The 14466-nt window shown below is 70.0% G+C and carries 12 protein-coding genes; 6 read left to right on the forward strand and 6 right to left on the reverse strand.

Annotated features, from left to right (window positions below; all coding sequences use genetic code 11):
- Positions 1-17: 17 nt before the first annotated feature.
- Genes AC27L4_RS06075 through AC27L4_RS06085 form a run of 3 tightly spaced genes read left to right on the forward strand, consistent with a single transcriptional unit; the run spans position 18 to position 2282 of the window.
- Entirely contained in the window at positions 18-872 is an 855-nt protein-coding gene (locus tag AC27L4_RS06075) for a branched-chain amino acid aminotransferase (protein WP_487141155.1), read from the forward strand.
- A 13-nt stretch (positions 873-885) separates the two neighbouring features.
- Positions 886-1296: a carboxymuconolactone decarboxylase family protein gene (locus AC27L4_RS06080; RefSeq protein WP_487141156.1), complete on the forward strand. Its 411-nt coding sequence runs from the start codon at positions 886-888 to the stop codon at positions 1294-1296.
- A gap of 14 nt (positions 1297-1310) precedes the next feature.
- Entirely contained in the window at positions 1311-2282 is a 972-nt protein-coding gene (locus AC27L4_RS06085; RefSeq protein WP_487141157.1) for a quinone oxidoreductase family protein, read from the forward strand.
- 249 nt (positions 2283-2531) lie between these two features.
- On the opposite strand, the gene AC27L4_RS06090 is transcribed toward AC27L4_RS06085, so the two are convergent.
- Positions 2532-3296: an SDR family oxidoreductase gene (locus AC27L4_RS06090; RefSeq protein ID WP_487141158.1), complete on the reverse strand. Its 765-nt coding sequence runs from the start codon at positions 3294-3296 to the stop codon at positions 2532-2534.
- Positions 3297-3428: 132 nt separating this feature from the next.
- On the opposite strand from AC27L4_RS06090, the gene AC27L4_RS06095 reads away from it, so the two are divergent.
- Together AC27L4_RS06095 and AC27L4_RS06100 are read left to right on the forward strand one after the other, a co-directional pair.
- Positions 3429-4328, forward strand: coding sequence for a LysR family transcriptional regulator (locus tag AC27L4_RS06095; protein ID WP_487141159.1), 900 nt, complete (start codon positions 3429-3431; stop codon positions 4326-4328).
- A 16-nt stretch (positions 4329-4344) separates the two neighbouring features.
- Positions 4345-4989, forward strand: a complete 645-nt coding sequence (locus AC27L4_RS06100; RefSeq protein WP_487141160.1) for a DsbA family protein — start codon at positions 4345-4347, stop codon at positions 4987-4989.
- A gap of 113 nt (positions 4990-5102) precedes the next feature.
- On the opposite strand, the gene AC27L4_RS06105 is transcribed toward AC27L4_RS06100, so the two are convergent.
- The 4 genes from AC27L4_RS06105 to xdhA all read right to left on the reverse strand — a co-directional run bounded on the left by AC27L4_RS06105 (position 5103) and on the right by xdhA (position 11369).
- Positions 5103-6410, reverse strand: a complete 1308-nt coding sequence (locus AC27L4_RS06105; RefSeq protein WP_487141161.1) for an NCS2 family permease — start codon at positions 6408-6410, stop codon at positions 5103-5105.
- 280 nt (positions 6411-6690) lie between these two features.
- Positions 6691-7551: a xanthine dehydrogenase accessory protein XdhC gene (xdhC, locus tag AC27L4_RS06110; protein WP_487141162.1), complete on the reverse strand. Its 861-nt coding sequence runs from the start codon at positions 7549-7551 to the stop codon at positions 6691-6693.
- 1 nt (position 7552) lies between these two features.
- Complete coding sequence (gene xdhB, locus AC27L4_RS06115) at positions 7553-9895, reverse strand: xanthine dehydrogenase molybdopterin binding subunit (RefSeq protein ID WP_487141163.1); 2343 nt, start codon at positions 9893-9895, stop codon at positions 7553-7555.
- Positions 9888-11369: a xanthine dehydrogenase small subunit gene (xdhA, locus tag AC27L4_RS06120; protein ID WP_487141165.1), complete on the reverse strand. Its 1482-nt coding sequence runs from the start codon at positions 11367-11369 to the stop codon at positions 9888-9890. Before xdhA ends, xdhB begins: the two co-directional genes overlap by 8 nt.
- A gap of 533 nt (positions 11370-11902) precedes the next feature.
- Between xdhA and guaD the strand changes: the two genes are divergently transcribed.
- Complete coding sequence (gene guaD / locus AC27L4_RS06125; protein ID WP_487141166.1) at positions 11903-13231, forward strand: guanine deaminase; 1329 nt, start codon at positions 11903-11905, stop codon at positions 13229-13231.
- Positions 13232-13457: 226 nt separating this feature from the next.
- On the opposite strand, the gene AC27L4_RS06130 is transcribed toward guaD, so the two are convergent.
- Positions 13458-14348 (reverse strand): LysR substrate-binding domain-containing protein, encoded by an 891-nt coding sequence (locus tag AC27L4_RS06130; RefSeq protein ID WP_487141167.1) that lies wholly within the window; start codon positions 14346-14348, stop codon positions 13458-13460.
- Between the last annotated feature and the right edge of the window lie 118 nt (positions 14349-14466).

Consider the following 14466-nt stretch of genomic DNA (forward strand, 5'->3'; position numbering starts at 1 on the left):
ATGAAGGAACGATTCGGATGACGGCACAGCGCGCGACCTGGACCTATTACGACGGACGCTGGCAGGCGGGCGACGTGCGCATTCTCGGCGCGGCCTCCCACGCCACCTGGCTCGGCTCGCTGGTGTTCGACGGTGCCCGCCTGTTCGAGGGCGTCGCGCCCGATCTCGACCGGCATGCCGAGCGCGTCAACGCCTCCGCCCGCGCCCTCGGCCTGGAGCCGACGCTCTCGGCCGGCGACATCGAGGCCCTGACCCGCGAGGGCCTGGCGAAGTTCGCCCCCGGCACGGACGTCTATATCCGCCCGATGTACTGGGCCGAGGACAGCGACGCAGGCACCGTGCCGCCGCTGGCCTCCTCCACGGCCTTCGCCCTGTGCCTGGAGGAAATCCCGATGACGGCGCCGAAGGGCTTTTCCGTCACCACCACCGCCTTCCGCCGGCCGACCCTGGAGGTCATGCCGGTCAACGCCAAGGCGGCCTGCCTCTACGCCAACAACGCCCGCATGATGCGCGAGGCCAAGGCCAAGGGCTTCGACAACGCCCTCGTCACCGACGTGATCGGCAATGTCGCCGAGACCGCCACGTCCAACGTGTTCATGGCGCGGGGCGGCGAGGTGTTCACGCCGGTTCCGAACGGCACCTTCCTGGACGGCATCACCCGCCAGCGCGTCGTCAAGCTGCTGCGCGGCGCCGGCGTCACCGTGCACGAGGTCTCGCTGACGATCGGGGACTTCCGTGAGGCCGACGAGATCTTCTCCACCGGCAACATGAGCAAGGTGGTGCCGGTGGTGGCCTTCGACGACAGGCGGCTCGCCTTCGGGCCGCTCGCCCAGCGCGCCCGCGCGCTCTACTGGGACTGGGCCCACGCCTGAGGGAGGACGAGACATGGCGACCGTGAAACTGTGGACCGACGCCGAGGCCGAGGCCGATCCGGCGGTCAAGGCGGTGTTCGACGACATCCGCGCGACGCGCAAATCCGACTTCGTCAACAATTTCTGGCGGGGGCTGGCCAACGACCCCGCCACCCTGGCCCGCATCTGGCGGCAGCTCAAGGAGGTGATGGTCGCGCCCGGCGCGCTCGATCCCCTGGTGCGCGAGATGATCTACATCGCCGTCTCGACTGCCAATGGCTGCCAGTACTGCATCCATTCGCACACGGCGGCCGCGCGCGCCAAGGGCATGACCGATGCGCAGCACGGCGAGCTCACCGCCGTGATCGGGCTGGCCGCGCAGACCAACCACATCGTCACGGCCCTGCAGATCCCGGTCGATCCGGAGTTCGAGGTCAAGCGTTGAGCGAGGATGCCGCCATGAGCAAGGGACTGGTCGCCTTCAAGCCCGGCGGACCCGAGGCGTTGGTCTGGACCGATGTCGCGACGCCGGCTCCGGCCGAGGACGAGGTCGTGGTGCGCCACACCGCCATCGGCGTCAATTTCATCGACGTCTATTTCCGCAGCGGGCTCTATCCCTGGCCGCAGGATACGATGATCCCCGGCGCGGAGGCGGCCGGCGTCGTCGAGGCGGTCGGGCCGGGCGTGACCGGCCTCGCGCCGGGCGACCGCGTCGCCTACGTCATGCGGCACGGGGCCTACCGCCAGCGGCGCACCGTCCCGGCCGCCAACCTGGTCAGGCTGCCGGACGCGATCAGCGACGAGGTCGCCGCCGGCGTGATGCTGAAGGGGCTGACGGCGCAGTATCTCGTCACCTCCTCCTATCCCGTCCAGCCGGGCGACACGGTGCTGGTGCATGCGGCGGCCGGCGGCGTCGGCCTCCTCATCGGGCAGTGGCTGAAGGCCGTCGGCGCCACCGCCATCGGCACGGCCGGCTCCGCGGAAAAAGTCGAGCTCGCCCTCGGGCACGGCTACGGCCATGTCGTCAACTATCGCGAGCAGGACTTCGTCGCCGCCGTCACCGAGATCACCGGCGGCAAGGGCTGCGCCGCCGTCTACGACAGCGTCGGCCGGGACACCTGGCGCGGCTCGCTGAAGGTGCTGCGCCGCTTCGGCTCCTTCGTGAATTTCGGCCAGTCCTCCGGCATGATCCAGGGCTTCTCCCTGTCGGATCTGGCGGCCGGATCGCTCACGGCCATCCGGCCGGTGCTGTTCGACTATGTCGCCGAGCGCGCGGATCTCGAGCGTCGCTCGGCCGACCTGTTCGCACGCCTGGAAAGCGGCGCGGTCAAGGCCGACACGATCACGCGCCGCCGGCTGGAGGAGGCCGGGGCGGTGCATGCGGATCTGGAGGCGCGCCGCACGGTGGGCTCGATCGTGCTGATCCCCTGAGGCGTCGTCCAGGAAACAAGTGAGTCGCTTTGACGATTGCGCTTTAGGCCCCGCCCTTCCCGAGAGCGACAGGATCCGGCTCGATCCTAGAGCGTTTTGCGATTTGACGGAATCGCGTCAAGTCGCAAAGACGCGTCGAAACTAAGGAGCTGGAGCAAAGCGCGTTTCCACCAAAACGCGCTTTGCTCCAGTGCCTATAAGATCAAGTCCGGTCATGACGATCCGAAGCACTTGTTCCCGGACGGGCCTTCAGCTCCGCGTGATCGAGACGCCGCCGTCGACCAGCATGGCGGTGCCGGTGACGAAGCTGGCATCGTCCGAGGCGAGGTAGAGCACGGACCGCGCCAGCTCTTCCGGCTGGGCCACCCGCTTCAGCGCATGCAGGTTGGTGATGAAGGCCTGCGACTCGGCCGTGCCGTTGACGGCCCGGTACATGTCGGTCTCGACGGCGCCGGGCAGGATGGCGTTGACGCGCACGCCCTGGGGACCGAACTCGGCCGCCAGCGCCTGGGTCAGCCCGATCAGGCCGGACTTGCTCGCCGCATAGGCGGCGGCGCCCGGGAAGGCGAAGCTGTGGCCGACGAAGGTGGAGGTGAAGATCACCGAGCCGCCGCCGTTGCGGAGCATCGCGCCGATCTGGTGCTTGGCGCCGAGGAAGGACGCGGTCAGGTTGACGGCGATGGCCTCGCTCCAGCCGGCTTCCGACACGCCGGTGGAGGGGCCGGATTCGCCGAAGACGCCGGCATTGTTGAAGGCGATGTCGAGCCGGCCGAAGCGTTCGGCCGCCAGCGCCACCAGCGCCCTGGCATAGTCCTCCGAGCGCACGTCGCCGGCGAGGGCCACGGCCGCGCCGCTGGCGGCTTCGATCTCGCCGACAAGGCTGGCGAGCTCGGCCTCCCGCCGGGCGCCGACCACGACCTTGGCCCCCTCCGCCGCGAACAGCTTGGCGGTGGCGCGGCCGATGCCCGAGGAGGCACCGGCGACGAGGGCGACCTTGTTGCGAAGACGTGACATGATGCTTCTCCCGCGGCCGGGCGGGGCGGTCCGTCCGCCCTTTCGCTCCCGCCTGACGATCGTGAGATAGCAAGCGGCGAACGTTCGGATTAGACTGCCATCGATGGACCTCGTTTCCGGAAAATCCGAACGATGATGAAGCTCGACGGCATTGCCGCCTTCGTTGCGATCGCCGAGGCCGGGTCGATCAGCGAGGCGGCGCGCCGGCTGCGCGTCTCGAAGTCGGTGGCGAGCGAGCGCCTGGCCGAGCTCGAGCGCGGCCTCGGCGCCAGCCTCGTCCATCGCTCGACGCGCAAGCTCACCCTGACCGAGGACGGCGCCGCCTTCCTGGAGCGCGCCGCACGCATCGCCCGCGAGGTCGACGACGCCGCGGCGGAGCTGGCCGAGCGCCGCGGCGCCCTGGTCGGGCCGCTGCGCATCGCCGCGCCCGTCACCTTCGGCCGCATGCATCTGGGGCCGGCGGTCTATCCTTTCCTGCTGGCCCATCCCGGCATCGAGCTGACGCTCGACCTCGACGATCGCAGGGTCGATGCCGGCGCCGACGGCTATGACGCGGTGGTGCGGCACGGGCCGATCGCGGATTCGCGGCTGACGGCCTGGCGCCTGGCGCCGAGCCGCCGGGTGATGGTCGCCTCGCCCGCCTATCTCGACCGCCACGGTGCGCCGCGCAGCCTCGCCGAGCTCGAAGGCCATCGCGGCGTGTTCTACACCAACCGCGGCGTCGCCGACTGGCGCTTTTCCGGTCCCGACGGGGCGGCGATCGTGCGCGGCCGGCCTGCGCTGCGCGTCAACAACGGCGACATGATGCGCGACGCCGCCCTGGCCGGCCTCGGCCTGGCGCTGCTGCCGATGTTCATCGCCGGCGCCGAGATCGCCGCCGGCCGCCTCGACGTCGTCGACGTCGGCGTCGAGCCCGAGGCCGAGTTCATCTACGTCGCCCATCCCGAGGGGCGGCGGCCTTCGGCCAAGCTGCGCGCCTTCGCCGACTGCCTGCGCACCGCCTTCGGCGACCCTGCCTACTGGGATGCCTGACGCCATGGAGACCGACATGACCCGCAGCATCGAGATCGCCTATCTCTTCGATCCGCTCTGCGGCTGGTGCTACGGCGCCTCGCCCGTCGTGCAGCGCCTCGCTGCCATGCCGGGCCTCACCGTGGCGCCGGCGCCGACCGGCCTGTTCTCCGGCGAGGGCGCCCGCGCGATGAACGCCGACTTCGCCGCCTATGCCTGGATGAACGACCGGCGCATCCAGGAGCTGACCGGCCAGCGCTTCAGCGAGACCTATCACCGCACCGTCCTCGGCGATCCGTCGCGCCCCTTCGACTCCGGCCCCGCAACCCTCGCGCTCACCGCGGCGGCGCTCGAGGCGCCCCGGCGCGAGCTCGACGCGCTGCGGGCGGTCCAGGAGGCGCGCTTCGTCGAAGGCCGCGACATCACCGCCGTGCCTGTGCTGGCCGACATCCTGGCCCGGCTCGGCCTCGATGCGGCCGCGACCCGCATCGCCGCGCCGGATGCGGAACTCCGTGCCGCCGATCGCGCCCGGGTCGTCGCGGCACGCCGGGAAATGCAGGCCTTCGGCGCCGAGGGCGTGCCCGCCCTGATCGCCTCCGACGCGCGCGGCCGCCGCCTCGTCGGCGCCGGCGACCTGTTCGGCAGCGTCGAGGCCCTGCTCGCCCGCCTCGACGCCGGCTGAAGGCCCCTCTCCGTCCCCGAACGCCACGGGGGCGAGGCGGGTCCTGCCCGTCTCGCCCCCGCACGGCCGGCCCGTTCTCGGACCGGCTCCCCTCTTGTCCCCAGACGAACCGCTCAGCCGGCCGCCCCCTCGTAGATGAACTTGAACAGGAAGACGGCGGCGATGATCCAGACCACCGCCTTCACGCCCCTGGCCTTGCCGCTCAGCAGCTTGATGGCGGCGTAGGAGATGAAGCCGAAGGCGACGCCGTTGGCGACCGAATAGGTGAACGGCATCATCAACGCGGTGACGCAGGCCGGCACCGCCTCGGTCAGGTCGTCCCAGTCGAGCTCGGTCAGTTCCCGCATCATCAGGCAGGCGACGAAGAACAGCGCCGGGGCCGTGGCGTAGGCGGGCACCGAGCCCGCCAGCGGCGAGATGAACAGGCAGAGCAGAAACAGGCCGGCGACGGTGAGCGCGGTGAGGCCGGTGCGCCCGCCCTCCTGCACGCCGGCGGCGCTTTCCAGATAGGCGGTGGTGCTGGAGGTGCCGAGCAGCGAGCCCAGGAAGATGGCGCTGCTGTCGGCCATCAGGGCACGGCTGAGGCCCTTGTCGCGGCCGTTCTCGTCGGTCTTGAGCAGGCCGGCGCGGCGGGCGACGCCCATCAGCGTGCCGGTGGCGTCGAACAGCTCGACCAGGAAGAACACCAGCACGACGTTGAGGAAGCCGGTGGTCAGTGCCGCCTTGATGTCGAGCTGGAACAGGGTCGGCGAGATCGAGGGCGGCAACGAGACCACGCCGTTCAGCTTGTTGTCCGTCACGAAGAAGCTGAGCACGGTGACGCCGAGGATCGCCAGCAGCAGCGCCCCCCTGACCCGCCAGACCGACAGCACGGCGACGGCGATGAAGCCGATCGAGGCCAGCACCACCTTCGGGTCGTGCAGCTTGCCGAGCGTGACGAAGGTCGCGGGGCTGGCGGCGATGATGCCGGCGTTCTTCAGCGAGATGATCGCCAGGAACATGCCGATGCCGACGGTGATCGACAGTCGCATCGAATGCGGGATGCCGTTGACGATGATGTCGCGGATGCCCGTCAGCGTCACGATCAGGAACAGCGAGCCGGAGATGAACACGGCCCCCAGCGCCGCCTGCCACGTATAGCCCATGCCGAGCACGACCACGTAGGCGAAGTAGGCGTTAAGACCCATGCCCGGCGCCAGGGCGATGGGATAATTGGCATAGAGCGCCATGATCGTCGTGCCCACCGCCGCCACGAGGCAGGTGGCGACGAACACCGATTCCTTGGGCATGCCGGCGTCGCCGAGGATGGCCGGGTTGATGAAGATGATATAGGCCATGGTCAGGAAGGTGGTGAGCCCGGCGAGGAGCTCGGTCCTGACGTTCGTGCCGTTTTCCTTTAACTTGAACAGTCTCTCAAGCATTGGCTTGCACTCCGTCCGAATGGGAGAGGCCCGCGTCCAGATCTTCTGGATCTCGTGTCGGGCGATCGGGTGGCACCTGTCATGAATGTGCTCTTGGATACCTCTAGGATCGGCTGGGCATCGTCATTCTCCCTTGGATTCGGCGCGTTCGGCGTCGCGTCTTGATTGAGAAGGTCCGGGGCGGCCCGGGCGCATGCGGCCACGCGTCGGCGCAGCCGGCACGATCGTTCGTTCCGTCCGTGTGAAGTGTCGGCCGTGATGGTCCGGCGGCCGCGCCCGCTCAGCCGGCGTCGCGCAGCAGCGCCGACGGCCTGGGATTGGCGAGGACCTGCGCCTCGGCGAAGCGGCGGATCAGCTCCGCCGCCGTCAGGCAGGCGATGATTTCCGGGCGCTTGTCGGGCACGTCGCCGCCGCCGATCGGGCAGACCAGCTCCGCGAGCTGGCGGTCGGTGCCGCCGCTGCGCAGGAAATGCGCTTCGAAGCGCTTGCGCTTGGTGCGCGAGCCGATCATGCCGACATAGGCCGCGTCGCCCCGCCGCAGCGCCGCCTCGGTCAGCCGGTAGTCGAGCGCATGGCTGTGGGTGAAGACGACGAAGGCCGAGCCCGGCCGCGCGTCGCGGACCGCCTCTTCCGGATCCTCCAGATGGCGTACCGGCGAGCCCGCCGGCAGGCCGGCGAGGATCTCGGCCCGGTCGTCCACCAGGGTGACGGCGAAGGGCAGCAGCGCCAGCATCGCCGCCAGCGCCCGGCCGGTATGGCCGAGCCCGAACACCAGCACCTCCGGGCGCTCGCGGCCGAGCATCGCCTCGCGCGCCGAGAGGCGCGCCGCCGCCGCCGCGTCGAGCGCCGTGAACGACAGCGTCACATGGCCGCCGCAGCACTGGCCCATGAACGGCCCGAGCGGGATGTCCAGGCTCTTGCCGACGCTGCCCTCGGCCAGCATCGAGCGCGCCACGTCGATGGCATGGAACTCCAGATGGCCGCCGCCGATGGTGCCGGCCACCGCCTCGGCCGAGACCAGCATGACGGCGTCGCAGCCGCGCGGGGCCGAGCCCCGCACCGCGGCGATCTCCACCAGCATGGCGGCGCGGCCGTCATGCGGCACCGCGTCGAGCAGCGCGGGGATCGAGACCTGGCGCATCTCAGCTCCTCCGGCCGGCCTTCAGCGCTTCCATGGCGAACAGCACGCGCTCCGGCGTCGCCGGCGCGTCGAGCCGCGGGCAGACCTTGTGGTCCGCCACGCTCGCCACCGCGTCCGACAGGGCGTGCAGCACCGAGATGCCGAGCATGAAGGGCGGCTCGCCCACGGCCTTGGAGCGGTGGATGGTCGGCTCGCGGTTGGGCGTGTCCCGCAGCAGCGCGATGTTCATCACCCGCGGCCGGTCGGAGGCGACCGGGATCTTGTAGGTCGAGGGCGCATGGGTGCGCAGGCGCCCCTGGCCGTCCCACCACAGCTCCTCGGTGGTGAGCCAGCCCATGCCCTGGATGAAGCCGCCCTCGATCTGGCCGAGGTCGATGGCCGGGTTCAGCGACGAGCCGACATCGTGCAGGATGTCGACCCGCTCGACCCGGTACTCGCCGGTGAGGGTGTCGACCACCACCTCGGACACCGCCGCGCCGTAGGCGTAGTAGTAGAACGGCCGGCCGCGGCCGCTCTTGCGGTCCCAATGGATCTCCGGCGTCTTGTAGAAGCCGGTGGCCGAGAGCTGGACCCGTCCCATATAGGCGCGGCGGATCATCTCGGCCCAGGGGATGTCCTGGTTGCCGACCCGCACCCGGCCGGGCAGGAACACGACCTGGTCGGGCTCGACCGACCATTCCGCGGCGGCGAAGGCGACGAGCCGGGCCTTGATGGCGTTGCAGGCGTCGAGCGCCGCCATGCCGTTGAGGTCCGAGCCGGAGGAGGCGGCGGTGGCCGAGGTGTTCGGCACCTTGCCCGTGGTGGTGGCGGTGATCTTCACCATGTCGCTGTCGAGCTGGAAGGCCTCGGCGACGACCTGCGCCACCTTGACGTAGAGGCCCTGGCCCATCTCGGTGCCGCCATGGTTCAGGTGCACCGAGCCGTCGGTGTAGACATGCACCAGCGCCCCGGCCTGGTTGTACCAGGTGGCGGTGAAGGAGATGCCGAACTTGACCGGCGTCAGCGCGATGCCGCGCTTGAACACGCCGTCGCCGGCATTCCCGGCCCGGATGGCGGCACGGCGCGCCTGATAGTCGCTGGTTTCCTCCAGCTCGGCGACGAGCCGGGCGATCAGCGGCTCATCCACCGTCTGGTGGTAGGGCGTCAGGTCGCGGCCGGGGCCGCCATAGAAGTTGAGCTTGCGGATCTCGAGCGGGTCCTTGCCGACGGCGAAGGCCACCTCCTCGACGATGCGCTCGCCGCCGACCATGCCCTGCGGGCCGCCGAAGCCGCGGAAGGCGGTGTTCGACACGGTGTGTGTGCGCCAGGGCTCGGAGACCAGCCGCACCGCCGGGTAGAAGTAGCAATTGTCGGCGTGGAACAGGGCACGGTCGGTCACCGGGCCGGAGAGGTCGGCCGAGAAGCCGCAGCGGGCGGCATAGACGGCGTCGACGGCCAGGATGCGGCCCTCGTCGTCGAAGCCGACCTCGTAGTCGATGACGAAGTCGTGCCGCTTGCCGGTGGCGACCATATCGTCGTCGCGGTCCGGGCGGATCTTGACGGCGCGGCCGGTGCGCTTGGCGGCGACGGCCGCCACGGCGGCGAAGAGGTTGCCCTGGGTCTCCTTGCCGCCGAAGCCGCCGCCCATGCGTCGGATCTCGACGGTGACCGAATGGCTCGGCACGCCCATGACATGGGCGACCATGTGCTGGACCTCGCTGGGGTGCTGGGTCGAGCAATAGACGGTGACGTCATCGTCCTCGCCGGGAACGGCCATGGAGATATGGCCTTCCAGGTAGAAATGGTCCTGGCCGCCGAGTTGCATCGAGCCCTTGAGGCGGCGCGGCGCCGCGGCCATGGCCGCGGCGGCATCGCCGCGCGCCAGCGTCAGCGGCTCGACGACGAAGTCCATGCCGGCCTTGCGGGCGGCGGCGACGTCGAGCGCCGGCGGCCGGGCTTCATAGGTGACCTTGGCCAGGCTCGCCGCGATCCTGGCGGCGTTGCGCGAGGTCGCGATCACCGCGAACAGCGGCTGGCCGTGGAACAGCACCTCCTCGGTGGCGAACACCGGATCGTCGTGCCGGCCGACCGGGCTGACGTCGTTGGAGCCGGGCAGGTCCGCGGCGGTCATCACCATGACCACGCCGGGCGCGGCGGCGACGGCGGACAGATCCATCGACGTGATCGTGCCGCGGGCACAGTCGGACAGGCCGAGATAGGCGTGCAGCAGGCCGGCGGGCTCGGGCATGTCGTCGATGTAGACGGCTTCGCCCGCGACATGCTTGTGGCCGGAATCGTGGCGGGTGGACTGGTGCACGCCGCCGGCGATCTCGGTTCGGTCGGTCGGTTGGGCACGCTCAAGCATGGACGTCGCTCCGCAGGTTGCCGGCGACGCGGCGGACGCCGGCCGGGTCGGCGGTTTCGATGTGGAAACGCCGGATCAGGTTGGCCGCGACCAGGCTGCGATAGCGCGCCGTCGCCCGCCAGTCGTCGAGGGGGGTGAAGTCGCCGGCGAGCGCCAGGGCGGCCGCTTCCGCCGAGGCCCCGTCCCAGGAACGGCCGACCAGCGCCGCTTCCGCCGCCTTGGCGCGCTTGGGCGTCGCGGCCATGCCGCCGAACGCGAGCGCAGCCGCCGTGATCGTGCCCTGGCCGTCGCGCTCGAGCCGGAAGGCGCCGCACACGGCAGTGATGTCCTCGTCGAAGCGCTTGGTCACCTTGGAGACGTGCAGCAGCGCGCCGGGCCGGGGCCGTGGCACGACCAGCGCCTCGACGAAGTCGCCGGGCTGGCGGTCCTGCTTCTTGTAGGCGATGAAGAAGTTCTCCAGGAGCACGGTGCGGCGCTCGCCACCGCGCCGCAGCACCACCGAGGCGCCGAGGGCGATCAGCACCGGCGGCATGTCGCCGATCGGCGAGCCGTTGGCGACATTGCCGCCGATTGTGCCGGCATTGCGCACCTGCTCGCTGCCGAAACGGCGCATCATCTCGTCGATCTGGGGATGCAGCCGACCGAGCGCGGCCCGCCCGTCCTGGACCGAGACCATGGCGCCGATCACCAGGGCGTCGTCGCGCTCCTCGATCCGGGCCAGCTCCGCCAGCCGTCCGAGCGAGATCACCGTGCGCGGGCGCTGCAGCATCTTGGTGATCCACAACCCGACATCGGTGGCGCCGGCCACCAGCGTCGCCTCGGGATGGGCAAGACAGAGGTCGGCCAGTTGGTCGGCTGTGGCGGGCGCGAAGAAGTCGCGGGCGCTGTCGCCGATCCGGATCACCTCCCGGTCGACCATGTCGGCCAGGCGACGGCGCACCGCGGCCCGGCCGGTGCGGAACGCGTCGTCGGCCGGCGCGGCAATCTCGTAGGCGCGGCCCAGCGCCGCGACGATCGGGCCGTAGCCGGTGCAGCGGCAGAGATTGCCGGCCAGCGCGTCCTCGATGCGCTCGCGCGAGGGCACCACGTCATGGGCGAGCCAGAGCGCCGTCAGCGACATGACGATGCCGGGCGTGCAGAAGCCGCATTGCGAGCCGTGCAGCTCGACCATCGCCTGTTGCACCGGATGCAGCCTGCCGGTCTTGGCCTTGAGATGCTCGACGGTGACGACGTGGCAGCCGTCGAGGGTGGCGAGGAAGCGGATGCAGGCGTTGATCGCCTCGTAGCGCAGTTCCTCGCCCGCCAGGTTGCCGACCAGCACGGTGCAGGCGCCGCAGTCTCCCTCGGCGCAGCCCTCCTTGGTGCCGGTGAGCCGGCGCTCGATGCGCAGCCAGTCGAGCAGCGTCAAGGTCGGATCGATGGCCTCGACCAGGCACTCTTCGTCGTTCAGCAGAAATTTCACGGTCCGGCGCATGATGATCCATACGGTTGGGTCGCTGCACGCAGCCGCAAGGCCGGCACGGAGCGCCCGATGGGCAGGGTCGACGGGACGGGTGAATGATCGGACGGCTGACGCCATCCAGCGGCCGACGGCACCGGGCGATTGTCGCGGCGCGACACGGCCCGGGAGCGGCAGCAAATCCTCCCGATGATGACGTTCTTGTTTTTGTCGAGACTTCTCATCATTCCAGCGCAACCTCCCCGACGCTAGATCGCGCTGCGGCGAAGGACTTCCCAAAAAAATGCGAGAGTGGGAAGGCTCTCCCCGAATTATGTAGCCCGCCGTCCGGCAGTCGGACAGCCACGCGCGCGAGGCAGCGCCCCGGCCAGGCTTGAACCGGATCGCCAGGCCCCCGCATGATGGGCCCGCACATCCCGCGGACATAAAAAGTCAAAGTCTCAAGACCGCTTCGGAAACGTCGATCGGTGCGGCCGTCACGAGTGCGGGTGTCCTTCGGGAGCTCGCCGCGCCGATGCGCCCCGACCAGCCAAGAGGATGCCACCGCCTTGACCACCCTTGCAAGCACCCGCCCGGACCGCGCCATCCGCGGCCGCCTCCTGTGGTTCATCGAACGGCCGGAGGACCATGGCGGCAGCGCCGTGCGCATGATCGAGGACGGGCTGCTCGTCCTCGGCGCCGGCCGTATTCTCGCCGTCGGCGAGACCTCGGCGCTGCGTCCGACCCTGCCGGAGGGCACGCCGGTGCTCGACCACTCCGGCAAGCTGGTCGTGCCGGGCTTCATCGATCCGCATATCCACTTTCCACAGACCCAGGTGATCGCCTCGCACGGGGCGCAGCTGCTCGACTGGCTCAACACCTACACCTTCGTCTCCGAGCAGAAATATGCCGATCCCGGCTTTGCCGCGGCCGGTGCGCGCTTCTTCTTCGACGAGTTGCTCGCCAACGGCACCACCACGGCGGTCGCCTTCTGCTCGGTGCACGCCGCCTCGGCCGAGGCGTTCTTCGTCGAATCCGAGCGCCGCAACACCCGCATGGCCGCCGGCAAGGTGATGATGGACCGCAACGCGCCGGAGGCACTGCTCGACACCGCCGAGAGCGGCTACCGCGACAGCAAGGCGCTGATCGAGCGCTGGCACGGCCGCGGGCGCCAGCACTATGCCATCGCCCCGCGCTTCGCCATCACCTCGACGCCCGGGCAACTGGAGGCGGCCGGGGCCCTGGTGCGCGAGCATCCGGACTGCCTGGTCCAGACGCATATCTCGGAGAACCTCGCCGAGATCGCCGCGGTGAAGTCGCTCTATCCCGGTTGCGCCGACTACACCGCCGTCTACGAGAAATACGGCCTGCTCGGCCGCAGGTCGCTGATGGGCCATTGCATCCATCTCGACGAGAGCGAACGCCGGCGCTTCTCCGACGCCGGCGCGGTGGCGGTGTTCTGCCCCACCTCCAACTTCTTCCTGGGCTCGGGCCTGTTCGACTGGCGCGCCATGCGCGACCCGGGCCGGCCGGTGCATATCGGCGTCGCCACCGATGTCGGCGGCGGCACCAGCTATTCCATGCTGGAGACGATGAGCGAGGCCTACAAGGTGCTGCAGCTGCAGGGCCAGACCCTGACGCCCTTCGCTTCCTTCCACGCCATGACCCGCGGCAACGCCCTGGCCCTCGGCATCGACCACCTCGTCGGCAGCTTCGAGCCCGGCCACGAGGCCGACGCGGTCGTGCTCGACTCGTCGGCGACCCCGGCCATGGCCCACCGCATGCAGGCCGCCGGCACCCTGGCCGAGGAACTGTTCGTGCTGCTGACCCTCGGCGACGACCGAGCCGTGGTCGAGACCTATGTCATGGGCGAGCCCAGCAAGCCGAAGCAGCGCTGAACAGCCCACAAAAAAGCCTTCTCCACGACGTGGGGAAGGTGTCGCCACGACGTGGCGACGGATGGGGTGTGGTCCGCAAGACTGACCTTCGGGAAATATCGCACATCCGTCGTGCAAGTCCAATCCAGTTGCAGGCTGGCCTGCCGCACCCCATCCGTCAATCCTCCGGATTGACACTTTCCCCGCTGCGCGGAGCAGGCTTTTTCTGTACTCTATACTGCATTCTCTACACCCTCCGCTCCTCCGCCAGGAACGACCGCGCCAGGGCGAGGAAGCGCGTCAGCACCGGGCCGGGGTCGCGGTGGTAGACGATGCTGACGTCGGCCGAGGGGGCGGGATCCTCCAGGTCGCGATAGACGATCTCCGGCCGGCGCAGGTTGCTGATGCTGCGGGCCGCGAGCGCCACCCCGAAGCCGGCCGCGACCAGGCTGGTCAGCGTGTGCGTCTCCACCACCTGCTGGGTGATGCGCGGCATGAAACCGGCCTCGACGCAGCAATCGCGCAGATACTGGGCGAAGCGCGAATCCCTCAGGCGCAGGAACACGTGGCCGTCGTCGCGCAACGCCGCCAGCGGCACCTTGGCGCGCGCCGTCAGCGGATGGCCGGCCGGCAGCACCACCCCGACCGGCTCGCGCCAGGCCCGCTCGCGCACCAGGTCGAGGTCGCCCGGCGGCAGGCGCATGAAGCTGACGTCGACGGTGCGGTTGTGCAGCGCCGCCACCTGCGCCTCCGGCGGCAGTTCGTGCAGGGCGGTGAGCACGTCCGGCACCTGGCGCTGGTATTCGGCCATCAGCGGCGCCAGCGGCCCCAGCAGCATCGAGCCCGTCACCGCGACGTTGAGGGCGCCGGTCCGGCCCTCGCCGATGGCCCGGATCTGCGCCACCGCCATGTCGGTCTCGGCGGTGATGGCGCGCGCCCGGCCGAGGAAGGCCATGCCGGCCTCGGTCAGCACCACTTTTCGGCTGGTGCGGCGGAACAGCGGCGTGCCGAGCTCCTCCTCCAGGTCGCGGATCTGCTGGCTGAGGGGCGGCTGGGAGATGTTGAGGCGCTGGGCCGCCGCGGTGAAGCTCAGTTCCTCGGCCAGGGCGATGAAGTAGCGCAGGTGTCGCAGTTCCATGCCGGCTCCGATCAATATGTTTTTCGTATCGATTATGCCGAACGATATATTGGACGAAAGTATCCCCCGCGTGCAACTCTCCGCATGAACAAAGGCGGCAAGCGCACGTCGCAAGCGC

The sequence above is a fragment of the Labrys sp. Lb11 genome (genome assembly GCF_057554225.1).